Source organism: Streptomyces sp. NBC_00287, from assembly GCF_036173105.1.
GTDB lineage: Bacteria > Actinomycetota > Actinomycetes > Streptomycetales > Streptomycetaceae > Streptomyces.
In genome coordinates this window covers 3,533,923-3,559,549 of record NZ_CP108053.1, presented here as the reverse complement: position 1 = coordinate 3,559,549, position 25,627 = coordinate 3,533,923, and the positions used below count along the sequence as shown (strand labels likewise).

At 69.9% G+C, this 25,627-nt stretch carries 21 protein-coding genes and 1 pseudogene; 13 read left to right on the top strand and 9 right to left on the bottom strand.

Annotation, left to right across the window (positions count from 1 at the left end):
• Nucleotides 1-242 precede the first annotated feature (242 nt).
• On the top strand, nt 243-1,493 hold the full coding sequence (locus tag OHT76_RS16130; RefSeq protein ID WP_328871525.1) for a helix-turn-helix domain-containing protein: 1,251 nt from the start codon (nt 243-245) through the stop codon (nt 1,491-1,493).
• A gap of 122 nt (nt 1,494-1,615) precedes the next feature.
• Nucleotides 1,616-2,152 carry a hypothetical protein gene (locus OHT76_RS16125; RefSeq protein ID WP_328871524.1) on the top strand — a complete coding sequence of 179 codons (537 nt, stop codon included), beginning with the start codon at nt 1,616-1,618 and terminating at the stop codon, nt 2,150-2,152.
• Here OHT76_RS16125 and OHT76_RS44135 read toward each other — a convergent pair.
• The 3 genes from OHT76_RS44135 to OHT76_RS16110 are packed head-to-tail and all read right to left on the bottom strand — an operon-like array spanning nt 2,116 to nt 3,732.
• Nucleotides 2,116-2,556 (bottom strand): RbsD/FucU domain-containing protein, encoded by a 441-nt coding sequence (locus OHT76_RS44135; protein ID WP_443049794.1) that lies wholly within the window; start codon nt 2,554-2,556, stop codon nt 2,116-2,118. The two genes, OHT76_RS16125 and OHT76_RS44135, sit on opposite strands and share 37 nt — an antisense overlap.
• Nucleotides 2,553-3,455 carry a ribokinase gene (locus OHT76_RS16115; RefSeq protein WP_328871523.1) on the bottom strand — a complete coding sequence of 301 codons (903 nt, stop codon included), beginning with the start codon at nt 3,453-3,455 and terminating at the stop codon, nt 2,553-2,555. The genes OHT76_RS44135 and OHT76_RS16115 overlap by 4 nt, the downstream gene beginning before the upstream one ends.
• A gap of 46 nt (nt 3,456-3,501) precedes the next feature.
• A complete protein-coding gene (locus OHT76_RS16110) occupies nt 3,502-3,732 on the bottom strand; it encodes a hypothetical protein (RefSeq protein WP_328876771.1) in 231 nt (76 codons plus the stop codon).
• A gap of 128 nt (nt 3,733-3,860) precedes the next feature.
• On the opposite strand from OHT76_RS16110, the gene OHT76_RS16105 reads away from it, so the two are divergent.
• From OHT76_RS16105 to OHT76_RS16095, 3 genes are all read left to right on the top strand, one after another.
• Entirely contained in the window at nt 3,861-4,226 is a 366-nt protein-coding gene (locus tag OHT76_RS16105) for a hypothetical protein (protein WP_328871522.1), read from the top strand.
• A gap of 30 nt (nt 4,227-4,256) precedes the next feature.
• Nucleotides 4,257-6,491, top strand: coding sequence for an SF1B family DNA helicase RecD2 (gene recD2 / locus OHT76_RS16100; RefSeq protein WP_328871521.1), 2,235 nt, complete (start codon nt 4,257-4,259; stop codon nt 6,489-6,491).
• Nucleotides 6,492-6,735: 244 nt separating this feature from the next.
• Entirely contained in the window at nt 6,736-8,025 is a 1,290-nt protein-coding gene (locus OHT76_RS16095) for a citrate synthase (protein WP_328871520.1), read from the top strand.
• A 691-nt stretch (nt 8,026-8,716) separates the two neighbouring features.
• Here OHT76_RS16095 and OHT76_RS16090 read toward each other — a convergent pair.
• Complete coding sequence (locus OHT76_RS16090) at nt 8,717-10,939, bottom strand: heavy metal translocating P-type ATPase (protein WP_328871519.1); 2,223 nt, start codon at nt 10,937-10,939, stop codon at nt 8,717-8,719.
• A 17-nt stretch (nt 10,940-10,956) separates the two neighbouring features.
• The gene (locus OHT76_RS16085; RefSeq protein ID WP_328871518.1) at nt 10,957-11,172 is read right to left on the bottom strand and encodes a heavy-metal-associated domain-containing protein; all 216 of its coding nucleotides are present in this window, start codon (nt 11,170-11,172) and stop codon (nt 10,957-10,959) included.
• 160 nt (nt 11,173-11,332) lie between these two features.
• Here OHT76_RS16085 and OHT76_RS16080 point away from each other — a divergent pair, with 160 nt between their 5' ends.
• Both OHT76_RS16080 and OHT76_RS16075 read left to right on the top strand, forming a co-directional pair.
• On the top strand, nt 11,333-12,538 hold the full coding sequence (locus tag OHT76_RS16080) for a cation:proton antiporter (protein ID WP_328871517.1): 1,206 nt from the start codon (nt 11,333-11,335) through the stop codon (nt 12,536-12,538).
• 79 nt (nt 12,539-12,617) lie between these two features.
• Nucleotides 12,618-13,653: pseudogene (locus OHT76_RS16075) on the top strand (zinc-dependent alcohol dehydrogenase family protein).
• A 34-nt stretch (nt 13,654-13,687) separates the two neighbouring features.
• On the opposite strand, the gene OHT76_RS16070 reads toward OHT76_RS16075, so the two are convergent.
• The gene (locus tag OHT76_RS16070; RefSeq protein WP_328871516.1) at nt 13,688-13,888 is read right to left on the bottom strand and encodes a helix-turn-helix transcriptional regulator; all 201 of its coding nucleotides are present in this window, start codon (nt 13,886-13,888) and stop codon (nt 13,688-13,690) included.
• 371 nt (nt 13,889-14,259) lie between these two features.
• Complete coding sequence (locus OHT76_RS16065) at nt 14,260-15,174, bottom strand: helix-turn-helix domain-containing protein (RefSeq protein WP_328871515.1); 915 nt, start codon at nt 15,172-15,174, stop codon at nt 14,260-14,262.
• A gap of 253 nt (nt 15,175-15,427) precedes the next feature.
• Here OHT76_RS16065 and iolC point away from each other — a divergent pair, with 253 nt between their 5' ends.
• From iolC to mmsA, 5 genes are read left to right on the top strand one after another with little or no spacing between them, the layout of a single operon-like run.
• Nucleotides 15,428-16,429: a 5-dehydro-2-deoxygluconokinase gene (iolC, locus tag OHT76_RS16060; protein WP_328871514.1), complete on the top strand. Its 1,002-nt coding sequence runs from the start codon at nt 15,428-15,430 to the stop codon at nt 16,427-16,429.
• Nucleotides 16,426-17,316: a Cgl0159 family (beta/alpha)8-fold protein gene (locus OHT76_RS16055; protein WP_328871513.1), complete on the top strand. Its 891-nt coding sequence runs from the start codon at nt 16,426-16,428 to the stop codon at nt 17,314-17,316. Before iolC ends, OHT76_RS16055 begins: the two co-directional genes overlap by 4 nt.
• Before the next feature lie 7 nt (nt 17,317-17,323).
• Nucleotides 17,324-18,142: a 5-deoxy-glucuronate isomerase gene (iolB, locus tag OHT76_RS16050; RefSeq protein ID WP_328871512.1), complete on the top strand. Its 819-nt coding sequence runs from the start codon at nt 17,324-17,326 to the stop codon at nt 18,140-18,142.
• Complete coding sequence (gene iolD / locus OHT76_RS16045; protein ID WP_328871511.1) at nt 18,139-20,016, top strand: 3D-(3,5/4)-trihydroxycyclohexane-1,2-dione acylhydrolase (decyclizing); 1,878 nt, start codon at nt 18,139-18,141, stop codon at nt 20,014-20,016. Before iolB ends, iolD begins: the two co-directional genes overlap by 4 nt.
• Nucleotides 20,017-20,030: 14 nt before the next feature.
• Nucleotides 20,031-21,533: a CoA-acylating methylmalonate-semialdehyde dehydrogenase gene (mmsA, locus tag OHT76_RS16040; RefSeq protein ID WP_328871510.1), complete on the top strand. Its 1,503-nt coding sequence runs from the start codon at nt 20,031-20,033 to the stop codon at nt 21,531-21,533.
• Nucleotides 21,534-21,586: 53 nt separating this feature from the next.
• Here the strand turns inward: mmsA and OHT76_RS16035 are convergent, their stop codons facing one another.
• Nucleotides 21,587-22,438 carry a hypothetical protein gene (locus tag OHT76_RS16035; RefSeq protein WP_328871509.1) on the bottom strand — a complete coding sequence of 284 codons (852 nt, stop codon included), beginning with the start codon at nt 22,436-22,438 and terminating at the stop codon, nt 21,587-21,589.
• A 277-nt stretch (nt 22,439-22,715) separates the two neighbouring features.
• On the opposite strand from OHT76_RS16035, the gene OHT76_RS16030 reads away from it, so the two are divergent.
• Nucleotides 22,716-24,110, top strand: a complete 1,395-nt coding sequence (locus OHT76_RS16030) for an APC family permease (protein ID WP_328871508.1) — start codon at nt 22,716-22,718, stop codon at nt 24,108-24,110.
• Here OHT76_RS16030 and OHT76_RS16025 read toward each other — a convergent pair.
• Nucleotides 24,098-25,468 (bottom strand): condensation domain-containing protein, encoded by a 1,371-nt coding sequence (locus OHT76_RS16025; protein WP_328871507.1) that lies wholly within the window; start codon nt 25,466-25,468, stop codon nt 24,098-24,100. The two genes, OHT76_RS16030 and OHT76_RS16025, sit on opposite strands and share 13 nt — an antisense overlap.
• Between the last annotated feature and the right edge of the window lie 159 nt (nt 25,469-25,627).

The following is a 25,627-nucleotide window of genomic DNA, read 5'->3' as shown; positions in this document are numbered from 1 at the left end:
CGGAGGGGGAAAGCGCGAGGGGGCCCGGTCGACGGATCGGGCCCCCTCGAAGCGTGCCGGGCTCATGGCATGCTCCGATGGTGCCGTCCGGCAGTGACGGCTCAGCCGGCCTGGGACTTCACGTGGGCGACCACCGGCTCGAAGTCGTGAGGCGAGGGCTCCCGCCCCGCCGGAGCCTCACATGAAACCGGCCCTTCCCTCTACTCTGGCCGTTACGAAGCTGCTGGGAGGGGCAAGGCCGTATGTCTCGAGACGCCACTCCGGACCCGTACGCCGATCCGCTCGTCTTCGGGCAACGGCTCCAGATTCTGCGCACACGCAAGGGTATGACAAGGGAGCAACTCGGCGGTCTTGTCGGCAAGTCCGGTTCCTGGGTCAAGGGAGTGGAGACCGGTCGCCTGAAGACCCCCAGGCTCGAAGTGATCCTCCACATTGCCGAGGTTCTGCGCGTGCGTGACCTGTCGGACCTCACCGGTGACCAGTCTGTGCGTGTCGATCTGTTCATGGGGCCGGGCCACCCGCGGTTGGGTGCCGTGAAGACGGCCGTCGATGCCTTCCCGCTCACCACCCAGCGCGAGGCGCCCCCGGCTGCGCACCTGAGTGCACGGCTCGCCCGTGCATGGGCCGCACGCCACTCGGCACCCAATCATCGCGAGGTGATCGGCGCCCTGCTGCCGGATTTGATCCGCGACGCGCAGCTCGCCGTACGGCAGGCGGAGACGGCTTCCGAGCGGAGGGCCGGGCTGGCCGCCCTCGCCGAGGTCTACTCTCTCGCCCAGTTCTTCGTGGCATACCAGCCCGACGCAGCCCTTTTGTGGCGGGTCGCCGAGCGCGGTCTGATCGCCGCGCAAGAGAGCGAGGATCCGCATGCCATCGGCGTGGCCGCGTGGCTTACGACGCAGGCGCACCGCGACGCCGGGCCGACGCACTACGAGGCTGCGGACGCAGTGAACCTGGAAACACTGGCCTACCTTGAGCCCTTGCTGCCGGACGCGTCGGACGACGTCCTGGCCATCACGGGTGCACTCACCTTTGAGGCTGGGTACACCGCGGCCCGCCGCGGACAGACCGGCACCGCGTGGCGCTACTGGGACCAGGCGCGCGCCATGGCCGACCGATTGCCCGACGCCTACTACCACCCTGTTACGTCCTTCTCGCGGGCCATCATGGGCGCGCACGCTGTGACAGTGGCTGTGGAACTGCATCAGGGCGGCGAGTCGGTGCGACAGGCTGCCGCTGCGGACGCCGTAACAATCCCCTCCCGCCCGCGGCGAGCGCGGCACCGCATCGAGGAGGCGCGGGGCTATCAGCTGGACGGGCAGCCGGACGTCGCGCTTGCCACGTTGACCAAAGCACATGAGGCCGCACCCGAAACGATCAAGTACAACGGCTACGCGAAGCGGATTGTCCTCGAAGAGGCCGAGTCGCGGATTCCGGCCAGGCGTCGGCGTGCCTCGGAACTCGCCGTGAAACTCGGCCTGCTAGCCGCGTAATCGAAGGGGCACAATCTGTGCCCCCGCTCAACTCACAGCACTCCTACGGTCTGTGGACGCACGGACCCCGGCGAGGTGGTGGCCTCCCGGGGCGTGGCCAACGCTGCCTGAGGAGCGTCGACATGACGAACAGTACGGTCCCGAACAGGCCTCTTGCATCAGGGAGTCCGCCGCCCACCGAGTCGGTCCAGGAGTGGTTAGCCTCCGCGCACCCCTCGCCCGCCATCGCGTGCCAGGAGTGGGACAACGAGACCAGGCTCGCCCTGATCCCGCTGGGGCGGCTCTTGGACGCGGTCCGCCTCTCCGAGGCTCTCATCCACAGTGTGGCCGGAGTCAGTGACCCGTCCACCGTGAACGGCTGGCTCGGATGGAGCTTCAACAGAGGCCCGGTCATCCACGACCCTGAGCGCCACCGCTACTACGCCCTCGTGCCGCCCGGCACCGCCCAGGATTGGCGGGCGCCGGCCGCGGCGTGCCTCGGTGAGGGCACCTACCTGGGCGTGCCGCGCACCGATCTGACGGAGCTGGACGAGCGTACGCGCTGCTCGTACTGGGCGGTGCCCATGACCCGGCCGGGCCGGCTGTGCAAGGCGAACGATGTGCTGGCGCTCGTGATGGCCGGTCACGACCCCGCAGACGACGGCGAGGGCCAGTCGTGACCGCGCCCGCCACGGCGGCCGCGCCCCGGTCGGCGGAATGCTCGCTGGCGCAGCGCCCGGCGTACAGCAACCTGCACCGCGAGTGCCGCCAAACCAAAGACGTCCCGCTGCCGCACGGCCGCGGCATCCTGCTCCAACGTCGCTGCGGCTGCTCCTGCCACCGAGTCAGTCCCACCGCCTGAACCGCCCGCCCCGGCGATCAGGGGCCCCACGGCGACCGCAGGGACAGGGTCGCACCCATGAACACGCCTCCCGTCGGTGTCGTCGCATACACCGGCGGGAGAGGTCCCGCGCGGTCCCTCGGGGATCGGCATCCCGGCGTCACACACCAGCACCCCGTCCCCGTGCCCCAACTCGGCCAGCGCACCGGCCGGATGACGGTTCAGGATGCCCGCCTTCTTCACAGAGCCTCGACTTCCGAGGCCGTGGGGAAGGACACCTGCGCCCCCTGCTTCGTGACCGCCGCCGCGCCGACCCGGGCCGCGTACGCCGCCGCCTCGGACAGCGAAGCCCCGGCGCTCAGCCGATACGCCAGCGCCGCGGTGAACGCGTCCCCGGCACCCGTCGTGTCCACGGCCGCCACCTTCACGGACGGCACCCGGGACACCCCCTCCGCGGACGCCACCAGCGCCCCCTCCGCCCCCAGCGTCACCACCACCGACCGCGGCCCCTTCGCCAGCAGGATCCGTGCCCAGTCCTCGGGCTCCTCGCTGACGCAGGCGTCGCCGAGGATGACCTTCGCCTCGTGTTCGTTGACGATCAGCGGATCGCAGGCGGCGAGCACCTGGGACGGCAGTGGTCGCGGCGGCGACGGGTTCAGCACGAACCGGCTGCCCTCCGCCAGATTCCGTACGACCTCCACGACCGTCTCCAGCGGGATCTCCAGCTGTACGGAGACCACCCGCGAGGCCTGGAAGAGGCTCGCGGCGACCCGTACGTCCCCGGGCGCCAGGCGGGCGTTGGCTCCCGGCGAGACCACGATGCTGTTGTCCCCGGAGGGGTCCACGGTGATCAGCGCGACCCCGGTCGGCGCACCGCCGACCAGGACGCCCACCGTGTCCACCCCGGCCTGCCGCTGCGAGTCGAGCAGCAGCCTGCCGTACGCGTCGTCGCCGACCCGGGCCAGTAGCGCCGTACGCGCCCCGAGCCGGGCGGCCGCGACCGCCTGGTTCGCGCCCTTGCCGCCCGGGTGGACGGCCAGGTCGGAGCCGAGCACCGTCTCCCCGGCGCCGGGCCGCCGCTCCAAGCCGATCACCAGGTCGGCGTTGGCGGATCCCACGACCAGGAGGTCGTAGTCGTCCATGAAATGTCTCCCTGTCGGAGTGAATTGGGCGCCACAAAGGGATGGATCAGCCGCCGAAGCCGGCCACGTTCTCCTTGGTGACCACCTTCACCGGCACCTTCACCGTCTCGCTGACGTTCTTCCCCTCGGCCGCCCGGACGGCGTTGTCCACGGCGATCCGGCCGAGTTCCTTGGGCTGCTGTGCCACGGACGCGTACAGCGTGCCCGATTCGACCGCCTTCAGCTCGTAGCCCTGCGCGGCCTGCGGCTGCGCCGAGGACAGCCGGGCGGCGAGCACGATGCCCGCCGCTGCGGCGAACAGACCGCCCCTCGGGGACCGGATCGTGATGCACCCGGCGAGAGGTCGCGCCCCGCGCCCGAGGGGAGCAGGCTGGACATAGGGACGCCCCAGGGAGAGTGAAAGCCATGACAGCGGTGACCAGGGATGGCGCACCGGTCGCCATAGAGGGCGGCGGAGTAGAGCTGCGCATCGAGCCGATCGGCGGCGGCATGTCCGTCGGCTACGTCCGTCTGCCCGAGGGCACGGACATGGGCCCCGCGCTGAAGGGCCTGCCCGGCGACGCGTGCCAGTGCCCGCACTGGGGCTACATGCTCAAGGGCCGGCTGCGGATGCGCTCGGACGAGGGGGAGCGGATCTACGAGGCCGGCCAGGCGTACTACTGGGCGCCCGGGCACGTCCCCGTGGCCCTGGAGGACTGCGAGTTCGTGGAGTTCTCCCCGACCGAGGAGTTCCGGAAGGTGATCGACCACGTGAAGGCACAGGCCGCCTGAGCTGTCAGTACCGGACGGTACCGTCGGATCATGTCCAATCCGGCGGTGCTCGAAGGCGTCCTCGAACGCATCACGTACGCCAATGAGGAGAACGGCTACACGGTCGCCCGGGTCGACACCGGCCGCGGTGGCGGTGATCTCCTCACGGTTGTCGGCGCGCTGCTCGGCGCCCAGGTCGGCGAGTCCCTGCGGATGGAGGGCCGCTGGGGCAGCCATCCCCAGTACGGCAAGCAGTTCACCGTCGAGAACTACACCACCGTCCTGCCGGCCACCGTCCAGGGCATCCGCCGCTATCTCGGCTCAGGTCTCGTCAAGGGCATCGGACCGGTCTTCGCCGACCGCATCACCCAGCACTTCGGCCTGGACACCCTGAGGATCATCGAGGAGGAGCCCAAGCGGCTCATCGAGGTCCCCGGGCTCGGTCCGAAGCGGACGAAGAAGATCGCCGACGCCTGGGAGGAACAGAAGGCGATCAAGGAGGTCATGCTCTTCCTCCAGACCGTCGAGGTGTCCACGTCGATCGCCGTGCGCATCTACAAGAAGTACGGCGACGCCTCGATCTCCGTGGTGAAGAACCAGCCCTACCGGCTCGCCGCCGACGTCTGGGGTATCGGCTTCCTCACCGCCGACAAGATCGCCCAGTCCGTCGGCATCCCGCACGACAGCCCGGAGCGCGTCAAGGCGGGCCTGCAGTACGCCCTGTCCCAGTCGAGCGACCAGGGCCACTGCTATCTCCCCGAGGAGCGGCTGATCGCCGACGCGGTGAAGCTGTTGCAGGTCGACACCGGGCTGGTGATCGAGTGCCTCGCCGAACTGGCTGCACCGCCGGAGGAGGGCGCCGACCCCGGTGTCGTACGGGAGAAGGTGCCTGGCCCGGAGGGCGGGGACCCCGTCACCGCCGTCTATCTCGTCCCCTTCCACCGCGCCGAACTCTCCCTCTCCGCCCAGCTGCTGCGCCTGCTGCGCACCGACGAGGACCGGATGCCCGGCTTCAAGGACGTGGCCTGGGACAAGGCGCTGGCCTGGCTCGCCGCACGCACGGGGACCGACCTCGCACCCGAGCAGCAGGCCGCCGTCAAGCTGGCGTTGACGAAGAAGGTCGCCGTGCTGACCGGCGGCCCGGGCTGCGGCAAGTCGTTCACCGTCCGGTCGGTCGTCGAGCTGGCCCGCGCCAAGAAGGCGAAGGTCGTCCTCGCCGCCCCCACCGGGCGTGCCGCCAAGCGCCTGGCCGAGCTCACCGGCGCCGAGGCCTCCACCGTGCACCGACTGCTGGAGCTGAAGCCCGGCGGGGACGCGGCCTACGACCGGGACCGCCCGCTGGACGCCGATCTGGTGGTGGTCGACGAGGCCTCCATGCTGGACCTGCTGCTCGCCAACAAGCTGGTCAAGGCGGTCCCGCCGGGCGCCCACCTGCTCTTCGTCGGGGATGTCGACCAGCTGCCCAGCGTCGGGGCGGGAGAGGTCCTCAGGGATCTGCTGGCCGAGGGCGGCCCGGTTCCCGCAGTCCGCCTCACCCGGGTCTTCCGCCAGGCCCAGCAGTCCGGGGTGGTCACCAACGCGCACCGCATCAACTCCGGGCAGCACCCGGTCACCGACGGCATGAAGGACTTCTTCCTCTTCGTCGAGGACGACACCGAGGAGGCCGGGCGGCTCACCGTGGACGTGGCGGCCCGTCGTATTCCGGCCAAATTCGGCCTCGACCCACGCCGGGACGTCCAGGTGCTCGCGCCCATGCACCGAGGACCGGCCGGTGCCGGCGCCCTCAACGGCCTGCTCCAGCAGGCCATCACCCCGGGCCGCCCCGACCTGCCGGAGAAGCGGTTCGGCGGCCGGGTGTTCCGGGTCGGCGACAAGGTCACCCAGATTCGCAACAATTACGACAAGGGAGCGAACGGGGTCTTCAACGGCACCGTGGGCGTGGTCACCTCGCTCGACCCGGTCGACCAGCGCCTGACGGTGCGGACGGACGAGGACGAGGAGGTGGGGTACGAGTTCGACGAACTAGACGAGTTGGCGCACGCGTACGCGGTGACGATCCATCGCTCCCAGGGCAGCGAGTACCCGGCGGTGGTGATCCCGGTCACCACCGGGGCCTGGATGATGCTCCAGCGGAATCTGCTCTACACGGCCGTCACCCGGGCCAAGAAGCTGGTCGTCCTCGTCGGCTCACGCAAGGCGATCGGCCAGGCGGTGCGCACGGTCTCGGCCGGACGGCGCTGCACAGCGCTGGACTTCAGGCTCGCACCACGGGCGCTGGAGGGGTGAGTGCCAGGCTCTCAGTACGGCCATGGGAGGGGTGAGTGAAATTTGATCGATCAAACGAGTCGTAAAGGTCACAGAGCCCTTCCGGATGTCGGTGCGGAGGGGCAGGATGAACAAGTTGGCGGCACTGAGTGCCGTCAATAAGCCCAACGGCCGACCCCGAGTGCACTCTCCTGCGCCAAATGGGGGATGGTAGAGACAGTCAGGGCAACCTCGAAGAAGAGGCACAACGTCGGTGAGGGATGACGTGAGCGACAACTCTGTAGTACTGCGGTACGGCGACGGCGAGTACACCTACCCGGTGATCGACAGCACCGTCGGTGACAAGGGCTTCGACATCGGCAAGCTCCGCGCCCAGACCGGTCTGGTGACCCTGGACAGCGGCTACGGCAACACCGCCGCCTATAAATCCGCCATCACCTACCTCGATGGTGAGCAGGGCATCCTCCGGTACCGCGGCTACCCGATCGAGCAGCTGGCCGAGCGCTCCACGTTCCTGGAGGTCGCCTACCTGCTGATCAACGGTGAGCTGCCCACCGTCGACGAACTGAGCACGTTCAAGAACGACATCACGCAGCACACCCTGCTGCACGAGGACGTCAAGAACTTCTACAAGGGCTTCCCGCGCGACGCCCACCCGATGGCGATGCTGTCGTCGGTCGTCTCCGCGCTGTCGACCTTCTACCAGGACAGCCACAACCCGTTCGACGAGAAGCAGCGCAATCTCTCCACCATTCGCCTGCTCGCGAAGCTGCCGACCATCGCGGCCTACGCGTACAAGAAGTCGATCGGCCACCCCTTCGTCTACCCGCGCAATGACCTCGGCTATGTCGAGAACTTCCTGCGGATGACCTTCTCGGTGCCGGCGCAGGAGTTCGAACTCGACCCGGTCGTCGTCTCCGCCCTGGACAAGCTGCTGATCCTGCACGCGGACCACGAGCAGAACTGCTCGACGTCCACGGTCCGTCTGGTCGGCTCCTCGCAGGCGAACATGTTCGCCTCGATCTCGGCCGGTATCAGCGCGCTGTGGGGCCCGCTGCACGGCGGCGCCAACCAGTCGGTGCTGGAGATGCTGGAGGGCATCCAGGCGGGTGGCGGCGATGTCGACTCCTTCATCCGCAAGGTGAAGAACAAGGAGGACGGCGTCCGCCTGATGGGCTTCGGCCACCGGGTGTACAAGTCCTTCGACCCGCGCGCGAAGATCATCAAGGCGGCGGCGCACGACGTCCTCTCGGCCCTCGGCAAGTCCGACGAGCTGCTGGACATCGCCCTGAAGCTGGAGGAGCACGCGCTCTCCGACGAGTACTTCGTCTCGCGCAACCTCTACCCGAACGTCGACTTCTACACCGGCCTGATCTACCGCGCCATGGGCTTCCCGACCGAGATGTTCACGGTCCTGTTCGCCCTCGGCCGCCTCCCGGGCTGGATCGCCCAGTGGCACGAAATGATCAAGGAGCCCGGCTCCCGCATCGGCCGCCCGCGCCAGATCTACACGGGTGTGGTGGAGCGGGACTTCGTCCCGGTCGAGGAGCGCTGACACCTGCCGGCGGGGGCGCCGCTTCGGTGGTGCCCGCCACGGGCGCTGTCCTCATCGTCTCCGGGGCCTGAGACTGCGGCCGGGGGTCCGGGGGTTGTCCCCCGGGTGAGCACAGCACGGGCGTCGTGGAGCGCGACTTCGTTCCCGTCGAGGAGCGCTGAACGCCGTAGGCGTCCAGGCCGTACTGAACAAGAAGAAGGCGCCCTGGCGGCGGTCCCCCCACGGGCCGACGTCCAGGGCGCCTTCCCATGTCCCGGTGCGGATTCCCCCCACGGGATCCGGCCGGGCGTCTGTGAGGACAGCGCCTGAATCGCTGTTGTTCGGTACTGCGTTGAGCAGAACGAGCAAATCTCCTCGTACTACTCGATGTGCGGTCTGCCGGGACAACGCACGCTCGGGAGGGCCGCTCAAAGCTCCCCGGTGTGCGTGCCCCGGCAACGCATCTCTGAGGAAGTCCCCCAAGACATCCCCAGACGCCAGTCCGCGCCCCCCAAGACGCTTCCTGACATCGCCAACTTAGACCTTCGAACCCCTTCGATGGTTACGTTCACATCACTGTGATCTGCGTCTCTTGCATATGTCCGTTAGATGCGCAAGAGCCCCGATCAACCGAACGGGACCCAAGCGTAAGGATGATGCGCGAGCCTTGTGAAGAGCTTATGTGAGGCTCGCGCAGGACTCCAGAGGGGCCCTAACGGAAAGTCCGCAGTCGCAGGCTGTTCGTCACCACGAACACCGACGAGAACGCCATCGCCGCCCCCGCGATCATCGGATTCAGCAGCCCCGCCGCGGCCAGCGGCAGCGCGGCCACGTTGTATCCGAACGCCCAGACGAGATTTCCCTTGATCGTCGTCAGGGTCCTGCGGGACAACCGGATCGCGTCCGCCGCCACCCGCAGATCCCCGCGCACCAGTGTCAGATCCCCGGCCTCGATCGCCGCGTCCGTACCGGTCCCCATCGCCAGCCCCAGATCGGCGGTGGCGAGTGCCGCCGCGTCGTTGACGCCGTCGCCCACCATGGCGACCGTCCGCCCCTCGCCCTGCAACCGCCGTACCGCCGCGACCTTCTCCTCGGGCAGGACCTCCGCGATCACCTGCTCGATCCCCACGGCCCGCGCCACCGCCTCGGCCACCGCCCGGTTGTCCCCGGTCAGCAGCACCGGCGTGAGCCCCAGCGCCCGCAGCTCGCGCACGGCCTCGGCGCTGGTCTCCTTGACCGTGTCGGCGACCGCGAGGACGGCACGCGCGGCCCCGTCCCAGCCGACGACGACGGCCGTACGTCCGCCCCTCTCGGCCTCGTCCCGCGCGCGGGCCAGCTCCTCGGGAAGGTCGGTGAACAGCCGCCCCACGGCGACCTCATGGCCCTCCACACGCCCGCGTACGCCCCGCCCGGGCACGTTCTCGAAGTGCTCGGCCACCGGCAGCGCCCCGGCCCGCTCCTCCGCACCTGCGGCGACGGCCCGGGCGACGGGGTGCTCGGAGGCGTGCTCCAGGGCGCCCGCGAGCCGCAGCGCCTGCTTCTCGTCGGCGCCCTCGGCGACGTACACCTCGTGCAGGGTCATCCGGCCCGTCGTCACCGTGCCGGTCTTGTCGAGGACGACCGTGTCGACGCGGCGGGTGGACTCCAGCACCTCCGGGCCCTTGATCAGGATGCCGAGCTGGGCGCCGCGCCCGGTGCCGACCATCAGCGCGGTCGGGGTCGCGAGACCCAGGGCGCACGGGCAGGCGATGATCAGGACGGCGACGGCCGCGGTGAACGCGTCGACGGTGTCCCCGGTGGCGCCGAGCCAGCCGCCGAAGGTGGCGACGGCGATGAGGAGTACGACCGGCACGAAGACCGCGGAGATCCGGTCGGCGAGCCGCTGCACCTCGGCCTTGCCGTTCTGCGCGTCCTCCACCAGCCGTGCCATCCGCGCGAGTTGGGTGTCGGCGCCGACGCGGGCCGCCTCGACGACCAGCCGCCCACCGGCGTTGACGGTGGCACCGGTCACTGACGAGCCGGCCGTCACATCCACCGGCACCGACTCCCCGGTCAGCATCGAGGCGTCCACCGCCGAGACGCCCTCGACGACGGTGCCGTCGGTGGCGATCTTCTCCCCGGGCCGTACGACGAACCGGTCCCCGACGGCCAGTTCGGCCACCGGGATCCGCCGCTCGCGCCCGTCCCTGAGGACGGCCACGTCCTTGGCGCCCAGTTCCATCAGCGCCCTGAGCGCGGCTCCCGCGCGCCGCTTGGCGCGGGCCTCCAGATAGCGGCCGAGCAGGATGAAGGCGACGACTCCGGAGGCCACTTCGAGATAGATCGTCGAGACGCCGTCCATCCCACCGACGGTGAACCGGAACTCGTCCCGCATCCCGGGCATGCCGGCGTCCCCGAAGAACAGCGCCCACAGCGACCACCCGAACGCGGCCAGCGTCCCGAGCGAGACCAGCGTGTCCATGGTCGCGGCGCCGTGCCGGGCGTTGGCCCAGGCGGCCCGGTGGAAGGGCAGCCCGCCCCAGACGACGACAGGTGCGGCGAGGGCGAGCGCGAGCCACTGCCAGTTGTCGAACTGGAGGGCGGGGGCCATGGAGAGCAGGACCACGGGCGCGGCGAGCAGCGCGGATACGGTGAAGCGCTGCCGGTAGTCCGCGAGTTCGGGCTCCTCCGCAGCGGGCTCGGCGGCCACCGGTGGGGCCGGCTCCTCGGCCGTGTACCCCGTCTTCACCACCGTAGAGATCAGATCGGCGACCTCGACGCCCTCGGCGTAGCTGACCTTCGCCTTCTCCGTGGCGAAGTTCACCGTGGCGCTGACCCCCGCCATCCGGTTGAGCTTCTTCTCGACGCGGGCCGCGCAGGAGGCGCAGGTCATCCCGCCGATGAGCAGCTCGACTTCGGAGGTGGGGGTTATCGGGGCCTGGGTGGTGGTGGACATGGTCCGGACTCCAGGGCTCAGATGACGCCGACGAGTTCAAAACCCGCCTCGTCCACGGCCGCCCGCACATCCTCCTCGCGCAGCGCCGCCTCGGAGATGACCGTGACCTCGCCGGTCGAGGCGACGGCCTTCACGGAGCTGACGCCGGGCAGCTCGGAGATCTCGCCGGAGACGGCGCCTTCGCAGTGTCCGCAGCTCATCCCGCTGACCTTGTAGACGGCGCTCACGCTCATGTCGTTCTCCTCGTCGAGGCATATGGGGCTCACGAGGTCCACGAGGGAACCCCGTACCTCCACCGTATACCCCTACGGGGTACTCCTCCAAGAAGGGTCGCGGCGGGCGGGATCCCTGAGGTTGGGGGGATTTGTCCGAACCCTATGGTAGGTACGCCCTATGTCGCAGGCCGGGACGCTCATCCTGATCATGTCCATCGCGGTGCTGGCGCCACTGCTCGCCCATGGAGTCGGCCGGTGGCTGCCCGTTCCGCTCGTCATCTTCGAGATCGCGCTCGGCATCCTGGTCGGCCCGGACGTGCTGGGCTGGGCGGGGGAGGGCGAGGTCATCGACACCCTCGCCGATCTCGGTCTGGCGATGCTGATCTTCCTCGCGGGCTACGAGATCGAGTTCGACAAGGTCCGCGGGAACACCCTGCGCCGTTCGGTACGGGCCTGGCTGATCTCGCTGGCGGTGGGTCTGGGCCTGGCCACCCTGCTCTCCGGCTTCGACCGGGGCGTCTACATCGGTACGGCGCTCACCAGCACCGCCCTGGGCACCGTCCTGCCGGTCCTGCGTGACGCGGGGGAACTGCGCTCCCGGTTCGGCTCGGTGATGATGGCGTTCGGTGCGGTGGGGGAGTTCGGGCCGATCATCGCCATCGCCCTGCTGCTGAGCGGACGTTCGCCGGGCCGCTCCACGGCGGTGCTGGCCGCGTTCGCGCTGCTGACGGCGGCGGCCGTGTGGTGGGCGACGCGACCGCGTCCGCCGTGGTTCTCCAAGGTGGTCGCGGTGACGCTGCACACCAGCGGCCAGTTCGCCGTACGCCTTGTGGTGCTGCTCCTCGCGGCCATGCTCGGCATCTCCCAGGCGCTGGGCCTGGACACACTGCTCGGCGCCTTCGCCGCCGGGGTGATCGCACGGCTGCTGCTGCACGGCTCGGCGCCGGACAGCGCGGAGCCGGTGATGGAGAAGGTCGAGGCGATGGGCTTCGGCTTCCTGGTGCCGGTGTTCTACGTGGTCACCGGCATCGAGTTCGACCTGGACGCGCTGCTGTCGGGCGGCCGGGCCCTGCTGCTCCTGCCACTGTTCCTGGTCCTCTTCCTGGTGGTCCGAGGCCTTCCGGTCTACGCCCTGGCCCCACGCGACCTGGGCGCCCGCGACCGCAAGGGCCTCACCCTCTTCGCCGCCACCGCCCTGCCACTGGTCGTCGCCATCACGACGATCGGCGTCGACGAGGGCGAACTCCGCACCGACGAGGCGGCGGCACTGGTCGGCGCGGCGATGCTTTCGGTACTCGTGTTTCCGCTGGCGGGGCTGAGGTTGAGGGGTGGGCGGGCGGCGCGCAGGGATCCGCTCAAGGAACCGGAGCCGGAGTCGTGGTGAGGATGCCGAAGGCGCCCACTTTCCCTCGCGACCCTTCCCGCGAAGCGCCTAGCCTGCCCCTGGACGAAAGGAGCCGCCCATGCGAGCCGTGGTCTTCGAGCAGTACGGCCGAGGTACGCGACCTGATCGACCCCCGCCCCGCCGAGCACGGAGTCGTGGTCCGGGTCGAAGCCACCGGCCTGTGCCGGAGCGACTGGCACGGCTGGCAGGGCCACGACCCCGACATCACGCTGCCGCACGTCCCCGGCCATGAACTCGCCGGTGTCGTCGAGGCAGTTGGCCCTCGGGTGACCGCATGGCGCCCCGGCGACCGGGTCACCGCCCCCTTCGTCTGCGCCTGCGGAAGCTGCCCCGCCTGCGCGGCGGGCGACCAGCAGGTGTGCGAGCGGCAGACCCAGCCCGGCTTCACCCACTGGGGCTCCTTCGCCCAGTACGTGGCGTTGGACCACGCCGATGTGAACCTGGTCGCGATCCCGGACGACCTCTCGTACGCCACCGCCGCCTCGCTCGGCTGCCGGTTCGCCACCGCGTTCCGGGCGGTGGTGCAGCAAGGCCGGGTCGCCGCGGGGGAGTGGGTCGTGGTGCACGGCTGCGGCGGGGTGGGCCTGTCGGCCGTGATGATCGCGGCCGCGTCGGGTGCGCGGGTCGTCGCCGTCGATGTCTCGCCCCAGGCGCTGGACCTGGCAAGGAAGTTCGGGGCGGTCCACTGCGTGGACGCGGCGAGCGTGCCGGACACGGCGGAGGCGGTCCGTGAACTGACCGGTGGCGGCGCCCATCTGTCCCTCGACGCCCTGGGCTCGCCCGTCACCTGCGCCGCCTCGGTGAACGGCCTGCGCCGCCGCGGCCGGCACATTCAGGTGGGCCTGCTGCCCTCGTCCGACGGTACGACCCCCGTCCCCATGGCCCGCGCCATCGCCTGGGAGCTGGAACTCCTCGGCAGCCACGGCATGGCCGCGCACACCTATCCGCCGATGCTGGAGCTCGTACGCTCCGCGGTCCTGCGCCCCGACCTCCTGGTCACCTCCACGATCACCCTGGACGAGACCCCGGCCGCCCTGGCCGCGATGGGCACGGCGCCGGGGTCGGGGGTGACGGTCATCGAGCCCTGGAGCTGAGGAGTGTGCCCCGAGGGTCACCCTCGCGAGGACGTCAGATTTCCCTTCGGCCGCGGTTGCCCGGGCGGGAGGCGACCCAGGCGCGGACGGTTTCGGCGTACCAGAAGGGCTTGCCGCCCTCCACATGATCGGGCGGGGGCAGCAGCCCGTGCTTGCGATAGGACCGCACGGTGTCGGGCTGCACCTTGATGTGCGCCGCGATTTCTTTGTAGGACCAGAGCCTTCGGTCGGTCATGACGTGCACCTCCCTGCGCGCGCCGCGGCGGCGGCCGGGAACGGCCGTCGGGGGTACCGGGCGCTGCGCTGGCGATCACAAAGCCTGTGCTCCGTGAACGACCCGCGGTGACCGGAGGGCAGGGCCTGTGCGCCGGGTGTGACGCAAGACCCGCGTACGTGCGACATGTGTGACACAAGGGGGGCGTTTGTGACACAGGTGACGCAAAGGCGTACGCGGGCGCAGGGGCGTGGCGCGTTGACGGCGGCGCCGGTTTGTGTGCACGGCAGGGCGGGCCGGACCCGCTGCGTCGGGTCCGGCCCGCCGTTTCCCCCGCCAACCTCGGCTCATCGGCACAAGGCCAGGCGCACAGCGTGCCGGTGGAGATCCCGTCAGGTCTTGGAAAAAACCGAACTGCCATCGGGTGCGAGCACCAGACTCGTGGCCTCGCCGGCCAGCCGATCCGCGGCACCGATCTGCTGACCCGGCAGCCGCCGGGCGGCCGCGAACTCCCGGGGCGTACACCCCGTCATCGCCTTGAACTCACCACTCAGATGCGCCTGGTCGTAGAACCCGCAGGCGGCAGCGGTCTCCGCGGCGCCACGCCCGGCCGCCAGCAACCGCCGGGCCCGTTGCAGCCGCAGCACCCGGGCGGCGGCCTTCGGACCGAGGCCGATCTGCTCACGGAACCGGCTCTCCAGGTGCCGCAGACTCCAACCGACCTCCTCCGCGAGCCGCGGCACCGGCATCGCACCGCCACTGCGCACCAGCTCCGCCCAGGCCCGCACCACCCGCCCCGAACTCGGCGCCCCCGCCTCGTACCAGCGCGTGAACACCTCGTCCAACAGCCCGAACCGCTCCTCCCAGGACGACAACGCGCCCAGCGCTCCGGCCAGTTCACCGACGCGGATGTCCAAGGCGTGCGGCAACTCATCGGGATCGACGGTCCGGTCGGCAAGCTCGTACTGCGGAGTCCCGAACAACGTGAACGCGGCCCAGGGAGCAAACAGCACCTCGATCCCGGCCAGCCGACCGCTGTGCTCACCGACGGCGGGGGTGGTGGTGGGCCCGCAGTACAAGGACACGAGCGTGTCGGGCTCCCGCCCGGGCCGCGAGATCGTCACGGGCTCCCCGAACCCGAGCAGCAAGGTCGCCGCGCCGATGGGGGTCTCCAGCCGCCGCCGAGGCCGCGCAAGGTCGAACCGAAACCCGCGATAGCTGAGAACACCGGGCCGCAGCCGAGGATGGGGAGCGGCAAGCGCGAACTCCCAGGACCCATAGGAGCCGTGCCCGGACAGCACCCGCATAGGCCTTCCCCCTACGGCAACGCCAACCCACCCAGGGGCGCGGGGCTGTGTCGATTTGCGGCTCCGCCGCGTGGGCGCGACCAGCCCTCCACGACCCGCACACGCGCAATCACAACACGTGGCACCCCACTGGGCGACCCCAAGCCCCCCACGAGAAAAGAAACTCCTCTGGTCCGAATGTCCGGACAAAACATTGACAGGGCTCCGTCCACAGGACTAGAAAGCCGTGGAGAGCCGATACGAAGGGAACGCGATGGCGTACGACCTGATCACCATGGGGCGGATCGGCGTGGACCTCTATCCGCTGCAGACGGGCGTCCCCCTGCCGCAGGTCACCTCCTTCGGCAAGTTCCTCGGCGGCTCGGCGACGAACGTCGCGGTAGCCGCCGCCCGGCTGGGCCGGAACACCGCCGTCATCACCCGCACCGGCGACGACCCCTTCGGCACCTACCTCCACGAGGCCCTGCGTGACTTCGGCGTCGACGACCGCTGGGTGACCCCGGTCCAGGGCCTGCCCACCCCGGTCACGTTCTGCGAGGTGTTCCCGCCGGACGACTTCCCGCTGTACTTCTACCGGCAGCCCAAGGCCCCCGACCTGGAGATCGACGCCCACGAACTCGACCTCGACGCCATTCGCGACGCCCGTATCTTCTGGGTGACCGGCACAGGACTGAGCGAGGAGCCCAGCCGTACGGCAACCCTCGCGGCGCTCGCCCACCGGGCCAAGTCGGGCATCACGGTCTTCGACCTCGACTGGCGCCCGATGTTCTGGAAGAACCCGGACCAGGCCCGCCCCTTCTACCGGGAGGCCCTCAAGCACACCACCGTCGCCGTGGGCAATCTCGACGAGGTGGAGATCGCCACGCGAGTCCGCGACCCGCACGCGGCCGCCCGCGCCCTCCTGGACGCCGGAGTCGAACTGGCCGTGGTGAAGCAGGGCCCGAAGGGCGTACTGGCGGTGCACCGCAACGGCGACCAGGCCGAGGTCCCGCCGCTCCCGGTGACCGTCCTCAACGGCCTGGGCGCCGGCGACGCCTTCGGCGGCTCCCTCTGCCACGGCCTCCTGAACGACTGGGATCTGGAAACAACCATGCGCCACGCCAACGCAGCAGGCGCCATAGTCGCCTCCCGCCTGGAGTGCTCCTCAGCAATGCCGACGCAGGCCGAGGTAGCGGCAGCCCTGACGGCTGGAGCCGTACTCCCACCCGCAGCCGCCGAAGGTGAAGCCGAGGCCGGATACGGAGACCCCCGGTGACCGTCGACGTAGCGGAGCTGGTCCGCACCCGCACCAGGCACCCCGAGGCCATCGCCGAGGCCGCCACAAGACGCCGCCGACGGCCTCTCCTCGGCGACTCGGGCCGCCTCATGATCGTCGCCGCCGACCACCCCGCCCGCGGAGCACTGGCCGTCGGCGACCGCAAGTTCGCCATGGCCAACCGTGCGGATCTCCTGGAACGCCTCTGCCTGGCCCTCTCCCGCCCCGGCGTGGACGGAGTCCTGGCCACCGCGGACATCCTCGACGACCTCCTCCTCCTCGGCGCCCTCGACGACAAAGTCGTCATGGGCTCGATGAACCGAGGCGGCCTCCAGGGCGCCACCTTCGAACTCGACGACCGCTTCACAGGCCACCGCCCCGAGGACATCGCGCGCCTGAACTTCGACGCCGGAAAGCTCCTCCTCCGCATCGACTACGACGACCCGGGCTCCCTGAACACCCTGGAGTCCACCGCCCGAGCGGTCGACGAGATGGCCGCCCGCCAACTCCCGGTGTTCGTCGAGCCGTTCATCAGCCGTCGCACGCCCGACGGCAAACTCCGCAACGATCTCTCCGCCGGCGCGGTCACCCGCTCCATCGCCATCGCCTCGGGCCTCGGCGGCAGTTCGGCCTACACCTGGCTCAAGGTCCCGGTCACCGCCAACCCGGACGACATGGCCCAGGTCATGGAGACATCGACGCTGCCCGCCGTCCTCCTCGGCGGCGACATCGGGGACTCCGCGGAGGACCAGGTCGCCGCCTACGAGAAGTGGCGCGGCGCCCTCCAACTCCCCACCGTGCGCGGCCTGGTGGTCGGCCGTTCGCTGCTGTATCCGGCGGACGGCGATGTGGCCGCCGCCGTGGACACCGCCGTAGGACTGCTGTGAGGGCCGCATGACGACGAACAGTGAGCTGTACGTCCCCAAGGGCGCGACCGGCGACGCGAACTACGCGCTCGACATCGACCCCAGGCGGGCCGGCTGGACCCACTCCAGTCTGCGGATCGTCGAGCTGGCGCCGGGTGGTACGCACACCTTCACCACCGGGGACAGCGAATGGATCGTACTGCCCCTGCAAGGTGGTTGTACGGTGCAAACAGAGCAGGACGAGTTCCAACTCCTGGGCCGGGAGAGCGTGTTCGCGGGGGTCACCGACTTCGCGTACGTGCCCCGAGACGCCCGGGCACTGATCGCCTCCGGCGCGGGTGGCCGCTTTGCTTTGGCAGGAGCAAGGTGCGAGCGACGACTCCCCGCCCGCTACGGCCCCGCGCCGGAGGTCCCCATGGAGGAGCGCGGCAGCGGCAACCGGCTGCGCCATGTGCGCAACTTCGCCTCCGCCGACGCCTTCGAGTGCGACAAGCTGATCGCCGTAGAAGTGATCACTCCTGGTGGCAACTGGTCCTCGTACCCGCCGCACAAGCACGACGAGCACCGGCCGGGGCAGGAGGCGGAGCTGGAGGAGATCTACTACTTCGAGATCGACGGCCCGCACGGCTTCGGCTACCAGCGCGTGTCCCCCTCCCGGGAGGGCGGCTCCGATGTGCTCGCCGAGGTCCGCTCGGGTGATGTCGTCCTCGTCCCCGACGGCTGGCACGGCCCGTCGATCGCCCAGCCCGGCCACGACATGTACTACCTGAACGTCATGGCGGGTCCCGGCGAGACCCGGGAGTGGCGGATCTGCTTCCACCCCGACCACACGGAGGGTTACCGATGACGACCCGGCTGACCGTCGCGCAGGCACTCGTCCGCTTCCTGTCCGCCCAGTACACCGAGCGCGACGGCGTACGGCAGCGGCTCATCGGCGCGACCTGGGGCATCTTCGGCCACGGGAACGTCGCCGGGCTCGGCCAGGCGCTCGTCGAGTACGCCGATGTCATGCCGTACCACCAGGGCCGCAACGAGCAGTCCATGGTGCACGCGGCCGTCGGCTACGCCCGCCAGTCCAACCGCCTGTCCACGCACGCCGTGACGACGTCGATCGGCCCGGGCGCGACCAACCTGGTCACCGGCGCCGCCCTCGCGACCATCAACCACCTCCCGGTCCTGCTGCTCCCCGGCGACATCTTCGCCACGCGCCCCGCCGACCCGGTCCTCCAGCAACTCGAAGTCCCCTACGCGGGCGACATCAGCGTCAACGACTGTCTGCGCCCGGTGTCGAGGTACTTCGACCGCGTCACCCGCCCCGAGGCCCTGATCCCGGCCGCCCTCCAGGCCGTGCGCGTCCTCACCGACCCCGTAGAGACCGGCGCCGTCACCCTCGCCCTGCCCCAGGACGTACAGGCGGAGGCGTACGACTGGCCGGAGGAGTTCTTCGCCGAGCGCACCTGGGTCGTACGGCGGCCAGGAGCCGACCCGACCGAGCTCGCCGAGGCCGTGACAGCGATCCGTACCGCCCGGCGGCCCCTGGTCGTCGCCGGCGGCGGGGTCCACCACAGCCGCGCCGAGGAGGCCCTCGCCGAGTTCGCGAGCGTCACCGGTATCCCCGTGGCCTCCACCCAGGCCGGCAAGGGCTCCTTGCGCCACGACCACCCGCAGGACATCGGCGGCATCGGCCACACCGGCACCGCGACCGCCGACGAACTGGCCCGCACCGCCGACCTGGTGATCGGCGTCGGCACCCGGTACACCGACTTCACCACCGCCTCCGGCACCCTCTTCACCGGGCCGGACGTCCGTTTCCTCAACCTCAACATCGCGGCCTTCGACGGCCACAAGCTCGCCGGGATCCCGCTGATCGCGGACGCCCGCACCGGCCTGGAGGAGCTGACCGCGAGGCTGGAGATGCACGACCACCGGGTCGCGCCGTCGTACGTCGCCGAGTACACCGAGGACAAGGACGCCTGGGAGCATCGCGTCGACGCCTGCTTCGAGGCCGAGGAACCGGACGTACGGCCGTCCCAGCCGCAGGTCATCGGCGCGCTGGACGCGATCGTCGACGAGTCGGACGTGATCATCAACGCGGCCGGTTCACTCCCCGGCGATCTGCACAAGCTGTGGCGGGCCCGCTCGGCCGACCAGTACCACCTGGAGTACGGCTACTCCTGCATGGGCTACGAGATCCCGGCCGCGATCGGAGTGAAGATCGCCGCCCCCGAGCGCAACGTCTGGGCGCTGGTCGGCGACGGCACCTACCTGATGATGCCGACGGAGATCGTCACCGCCGTACAGGAGGGCATCGCCATCAAGGTGCTGCTCATCCAGAACCATGGGTACGCGTCCATCGGCGGCCTCTCGGAGTCGGTGGGCGGCGAGCGGTTCGGCACCGCCTACCGCTTCCAGGCGGACGACGGCACCTATACGGGCGCCCCGCTCCCCGTCGATCTGGCCGCCAACGCGGCCAGCCTCGGCATGCGCGTGCTGCGCGCGAAGACCGTCCGCGACCTGCGCGCGGCGCTCGCCGAGGCGCGGGCCGCCGACACTCCCACATGTGTCTACGTGGAGACCGAAACGGCAGACACAGTGTCGGGCGCGCCCGAGGCGCAGGCCTGGTGGGATGTTCCTGTGGCCGAGACCGCGACCCGACCGTCGGCGGTGAAGGCCCGCGAGGAGTACGACCGGCACGTCTCTACCCGACGCCGCCATCTGTGAAGGAGTTCTTGGTCATGACGAAGATCGTCAACCACTGGATCGGCGGCAAGACCGTCGAAGGCGCGTCGGGTAACTACGGGCCGGTCACCGACCCGGCCACCGGCGCGGTCACCACGAAGGTCGCGTTCGCCTCGGTCGACGAGGTCGACGCCGCGGTGCAGGCCGCGAAGGAGGCCTACGTGACCTGGGGCCAGTCCTCGCTGGCCCAGCGCACCACCATCCTGTTCAAGTTCCGGGCGCTGCTTGACGCCAACCGGGACGCGATCGCCGAGCTGATCACCGCCGAGCACGGCAAGGTGCACTCCGACGCCCTCGGCGAGGTCGCGCGCGGCCTGGAGATCGTCGACCTGGCGTGCGGGATCAACGTGCAGCTGAAGGGCGAGCTGTCCACGCAGGTCGCCAGCCGCGTGGACGTCTCCTCGATCCGGCAGCCGCTGGGTGTCGTCGCGGGCATCACGCCGTTCAACTTCCCGGCGATGGTCCCGATGTGGATGTTCCCGATCGCCATCGCGTGCGGCAACACCTTCGTGCTGAAGCCGTCGGAGAAGGACCCCTCGGCCTCCCTCAAGATCGCCGAGCTGCTGGCGGAAGCCGGTCTGCCCGACGGCGTCTTCAACGTCGTCCACGGCGACAAGGTGGCCGTCGACCGCCTCCTGGAGCACCCGGACGTCAAGGCCGTCTCCTTCGTCGGCTCGACCCCGATCGCCCGCTACATCCACACCACGGCCTCCGCGAACCACAAGCGCGTCCAGGCCCTCGGCGGCGCGAAGAACCACATGCTGGTCCTGCCGGACGCCGACCTGGACGCGGCGGCCGACGCCGCCGTCTCCGCCGCCTACGGCTCCGCGGGCGAGCGCTGCATGGCGATCTCCGCGGTCGTGGCCGTCGGCGCGATCGGCGACGAGCTGGTGGAGAAGATCCGCGAGCGCGCCGAGAAGATCAAGATCGGCCCCGGCAACGACCCCACCTCCGAGATGGGCCCGCTGATCACCAAGGTCCACCGCGACAAGGTGGCCTCCTACGTCGAGGGCGCGGCGGCCGAGGGCTGCGAGGTCGTCCTGGACGGCACCGGCTACACGGTCGACGGCTTCGAGGACGGCCACTGGATCGGCATCTCGCTCCTCGACAAGGTGCCCACGTCCGCGAAGGCGTACCAGGACGAGATCTTCGGCCCGGTGCTGTGCGTGCTGCGCGCGGAGACCTACGAGGAGGGCGTGGCCCTCATCAACAGCTCGCCGTTCGGCAACGGCACCGCGATCTTCACCCGGGACGGCGGCGCCGCCCGCCGCTTCCAGCTGGAGATCGAGGCCGGCATGGTCGGCGTGAACGTCCCGATCCCGGTCCCCGTCGGCTACCACAGCTTCGGCGGCTGGAAGGACTCCCTCTTCGGCGACCACCACATCTACGGCAACGACGGCACGCACTTCTACACCCGCGGCAAGGTCGTCACGACCCGTTGGCCGGACCCCTCCGAGGCCCCGGCGGGCGTCGACCTGGGCTTCCCGCGCAACCACTGAGTCACTGAGACACAGCTGAGCCCGGGCACCTCAGGTGCCCGGGCTCGGTCGTGTCACTGGCCGTTCTGTTCCTTGATCGCCTCGGTCAGGTCCGCGGTCTGCGCGGCCGGCGGGGCGTCGATGTCCTTCGTGGCGCCGAACTTGGCGAAGTCCATGGAGATCTTCATGGTCCCCATGACCTGCTTCATACGGACCGGCAGGTCCTTGTCGTTGACCCAGATGTCCATGGCCATGGTGGTGGCGCCGCCGGTCATGTCGCCCAGCATGCTGTCCTCGCCGCTGTAAGCGTCCTTGAACTGGCCCATGTCGCTCTCGTCGAGCACGGCGCGGTAATGGGTCGTGCTCTGGCCGTTCACGGTCTCGCTGCCGAGGTCCTCGACATCGCTCGCGTACTTCAGGCTCTTCATCGAGGCCGTCGGGTTACCGCTGTCGCCGCCGCCCTTGTAGGCCTGGCTGCCGCTGTCGCCGAACACCGCGGAGGAGTCGACCTTGATCCACTCCTTGCCCGCGATCGGGCCGGAGGGCTGCGGGTCGACGTCGTAGTAGTAGACGCCGTCGACGAGCAGACAGTGGATCGTCGGGTCGTCCTGGAGCGCCTCCATCTGGGCGGCCTTGGTGTCCATCTGGATGTCGTAGGCCATGCCGTCGCCCCACGAGTAGGTGCCGTCCATGGCTATCGGCGTGCCGGTGCCCAGGTCGGTCGACATACTCACCTCGGCCGAACCGAGCTCCTCGGTGCGGTCGGTGGCGCGGGTCAGCGCGGCCATGATCTTGTCCGTGTTGCTGACGGCCGCCTCGGCCGCCTTCTTCGAGGTCTCCTTGGCCGCCTCGGAACCGCACCCGGTGGCCGCCACGAGAGCCGCCGCCGTGAGCCCCACCCAGGCAGTGGTGTGCCTCAGCTTCATGTGTCCCCACCCCATGACTGTGTCTTCGCTGTGTGACGAAGGGACTCTAGCGGGCCCCACTGACACGTCCGTATGCCGGACCCCGGCAGTTTTTTCGACCTTCACCTTGCGGTTCCCGCACAGAGACAAAAGCAGAAGCGGCTTGCCTGTTCTGCTGTATACGCGATCAAGAAGGCTTCCTGGCTGCGGATTTCGTAGGTAAACAACCATTGACGCAATGGTTTTCGTCGGTGTTCCATGCCGAATCACCGCCACACGAGTCGATCGGAACCGCCGCATGACCGACACGCTGGAGAAGTCCCTCGTCGCCGATGACGTATCGGCTCCCGCACCGGAGCTGAAGCGTTCGATCGGAGTCGTCGGCGGCACTCTGCTCACGCTCTCCTGCGTGACACCGGCCTCCACCCTCTTCGTGGTCGTCCCCGACCTCTTCGGCTCGCTCGGCACCGCCACCGCCCTCACCATCGCGATCGGCTCGCTGCTCTGTATCGCCGTGGCGTTCTGCTACTCCGAGCTCGGCACCCTGATCCCCAGCGCGGGCGGCGAGTACGCGATGGTCACCACGATGGCCGGACGTCTCGCGGGCTGGCTGGTCTTCGTCCTCTCCCTCCTGGTCGTGATGATCGTGCCCCCGGTGATCGCGATGGGCACGGCCGACTATCTCGCCCCGATCGTCGATCTCAACCCCTCCATGGCGGGCGCCGGTGTGATGCTGCTCGCCACCCTCGCCGGTCTGCTGGACCTGCGCGCCAACGCCTGGATCACCGGTGTCTTCCTGGTCCTGGAGGTCATCGCGGCGGCCGTCGTCGCTGTCCTCGGCTTCGCCCACGCCGAGCGCGGCCCCGACAGCCTGGTCTCCCTCCAGGTGGCCGGCGCCGACGGCGGCGTCGACACCGTGACGGCCATGCTGATCGTCTCCGGGCTCGCCATCGCCCTCTTCGTCACCCAGGGCTTCTCCACCGCGGTCTACCTCTCCGAGGAGCTGGAGAACCCGCGCAAGAACGTCGCCCGTACGGTCCTGGCCACCCTCGGCATCTCCGCCGTGATCATCCTGGTCCCGGTCATCGGCATCACCCTCGGCGCCTCCGACCTCTCCGCACTCACCGGCGGCGACATCGGCACCATGGTCACCGCCTGGTCCAACTCCGCGGTCGGTACCTTCGTCAGCCTCTGCGTGGCTCTCGCGATCATCAACGCGGGCATCGTCATGGTCATCCAGAACTCCCGAGTCCTGTTCGCCTCGGCCCGCGACAAGGCCTGGCCCCAGCCGATCAACACGGTCTTCGCGAAGCTCGGCCGCTTCGGCTCCCCCTGGGTCGCGACCCTGGCGGTGGGCGTCCCGGGAGCGGCCCTGTGCTTCGTCAACCTGGACACCCTGTACGGCGTGACGGGCGTCTCGGTGACCGGCATGTACCTGCTGGTGGCGGTGGCGGCGCTGCTCGCCCGCCGCGGGACCCACAAGTACACCCCGGCTTGGCGGATGCCCCTGTGGCCGGCGATGCCGATCCTGCTGATCGTGGTCCTGACGTACATCCTGACCCAGCAGGAGACGCAGTACCTGCTGTGGACGGGCGGCATTACGGCGGTGGCGACGCTGTACTGGGCCCTGTACCTCCGCCCCCGCCGGGACACCCGGTGGCTGGTTTCACTTCCGGCGGATCAGACTCCCTGAGCCACCCCCACCACGATGTCGCGCAACCGCTCCACATAAAGCCGCAGGTTCTTGTAGGCGACGTCCGTATCCGGATACCGGCTGGCGAACCACAAGCCTTCGTGCAGCCGGTTCACCCACACGCACACCTGATCCCCGTACGACACCCTGATCAGCCCGTAAGCCGAAAGCCCGGCCCATTCCTCGGCCCCAGGAATCCCCCGCGCATCGACGAACGACACGATCGAGTACAGATCAGGCGACGTAGGCCGAAAGTCGGCGCCCAAAAGCGCGAGCACCCGAGCGAGCGGCATCCGAGCCAGCGGCCGAGCCGCATGCAACTGCGCGCGTACCGCCTTGAGGGCGCTGGGGAAGTCCGCCGGAACGGTCACCTCGATCGGCGCACCCCCGACGTACCACCCCACGGACTCCGACCACCGTGACTTCACCCGCGTATGAAAGGGCACGACCGTGCGATAGACGGACTGCCCGCCGATCTCCCGCACGATGAGGGCGGTCGCCGCCAGCAGACCGACCAGGCTTCCGCCGTACGGCCTGCAGTACGCCTCGAACGCGGCGGCGCCCTCCGCGTCGACGAGCGGATCGCGCATGAGCTTCTGCCGGGGAAGCGGCCCGCCGGGGGTCAGGCCGAGATCGACGGGGAAGCCCGGCAGCATTCCGTCGCACCGCCGGATGAACTCCCGCCAGCGGCCGACGACTTCATGGTTCTCGTCGATCCCGTCCGCGTCGGTCCGCTCGATCCGGCAGAAGTCGATGTAGCTGCTCACCGGCGCGTCCTCGACCGCACGGCCCGCGTACAGCTCGTGGATCTCGGCGGGGATCCGGTTGATCGAGTAGGCGTCGACATTGCTGTGGTCGAAGGCCATGTACACGCTGGTGCAGTCCTCCCGGACGACCGCCGCGTAGATGAGGTTCGGCCAGCCGAGCGCGTCCGCCGCGACATCGAAGCGGGCCTGGAGATGCCGTACGAGCTCCGTCGCGTCGGTGAAGTCGCCGACGACCTCGCGGTGCAGGGACACGGAGCCGGGGTCGAGCGTGAACCGGCGCAGTGCGTCGCCGTCCTGGCGGAAGCCGCTGCGCAGCGTCTCGTGCCGGAGCGTCCACGCCCGCAGCGCGCTCTCCAGCGCGTCGAGGTCGATCGGGCCCGGGATGTCGAACGCCGTACCCAGCCAGGTCGGCACGAACAGACCGTCCTCCCGCACCGCCCGGGCCGTTCTGATGTGGGACTCCTGGATGTACGCCGGTGGCCGGGAGTCGTCCGGCAGGGCCGCGGCCGCCTCGACGGTCGCCGGAGAGAGCGTGAACTCGACGAGCCTTCCGGGACGGGCCTCGCAGCGCTGGATGTCCGTCATACGCACAGGGCGTCTCCGATCGCAGGGGGCGGACCTTCGAGGATCTGCCGCGCCCGGCGCCCGGACGTGCGGTTTCCCGGTATTCCCCGGGTATTTCAGCGGATCGGGTGGTCCCTCGAACAGCGGTCCCCGTACCACGGATGCGGTATGCGCAGGGGTCGCCGT

Coding starts and splice junctions, on each gene's coding strand:
- OHT76_RS16030 (WP_328871508.1), top strand. CDS start 22,716: ATGACCGACACGCTGGAGAAGTCCCTCGTCGCCGATGACGTATCGGCT.
- OHT76_RS16090 (WP_328871519.1), bottom strand. CDS start 10,939: ATGTCCACCACCACCCAGGCCCCGATAACCCCCACCTCCGAAGTCGAG.
- recD2 (WP_328871521.1), top strand. CDS start 4,257: ATGTCCAATCCGGCGGTGCTCGAAGGCGTCCTCGAACGCATCACGTAC.
- iolD (WP_328871511.1), top strand. CDS start 18,139: ATGACGACCCGGCTGACCGTCGCGCAGGCACTCGTCCGCTTCCTGTCC.
- OHT76_RS16105 (WP_328871522.1), top strand. CDS start 3,861: ATGACAGCGGTGACCAGGGATGGCGCACCGGTCGCCATAGAGGGCGGC.
- OHT76_RS16080 (WP_328871517.1), top strand. CDS start 11,333: ATGTCGCAGGCCGGGACGCTCATCCTGATCATGTCCATCGCGGTGCTG.
- OHT76_RS16085 (WP_328871518.1), bottom strand. CDS start 11,172: ATGAGCGTGAGCGCCGTCTACAAGGTCAGCGGGATGAGCTGCGGACAC.
- iolC (WP_328871514.1), top strand. CDS start 15,428: ATGGCGTACGACCTGATCACCATGGGGCGGATCGGCGTGGACCTCTAT.
- mmsA (WP_328871510.1), top strand. CDS start 20,031: ATGACGAAGATCGTCAACCACTGGATCGGCGGCAAGACCGTCGAAGGC.
- OHT76_RS16125 (WP_328871524.1), top strand. CDS start 1,616: ATGACGAACAGTACGGTCCCGAACAGGCCTCTTGCATCAGGGAGTCCG.
- OHT76_RS16070 (WP_328871516.1), bottom strand. CDS start 13,888: ATGACCGACCGAAGGCTCTGGTCCTACAAAGAAATCGCGGCGCACATC.
- OHT76_RS16115 (WP_328871523.1), bottom strand. CDS start 3,455: ATGGACGACTACGACCTCCTGGTCGTGGGATCCGCCAACGCCGACCTG.
- iolB (WP_328871512.1), top strand. CDS start 17,324: ATGACGACGAACAGTGAGCTGTACGTCCCCAAGGGCGCGACCGGCGAC.
- OHT76_RS16065 (WP_328871515.1), bottom strand. CDS start 15,174: ATGCGGGTGCTGTCCGGGCACGGCTCCTATGGGTCCTGGGAGTTCGCG.
- OHT76_RS16035 (WP_328871509.1), bottom strand. CDS start 22,438: ATGAAGCTGAGGCACACCACTGCCTGGGTGGGGCTCACGGCGGCGGCT.
- OHT76_RS16130 (WP_328871525.1), top strand. CDS start 243: ATGTCTCGAGACGCCACTCCGGACCCGTACGCCGATCCGCTCGTCTTC.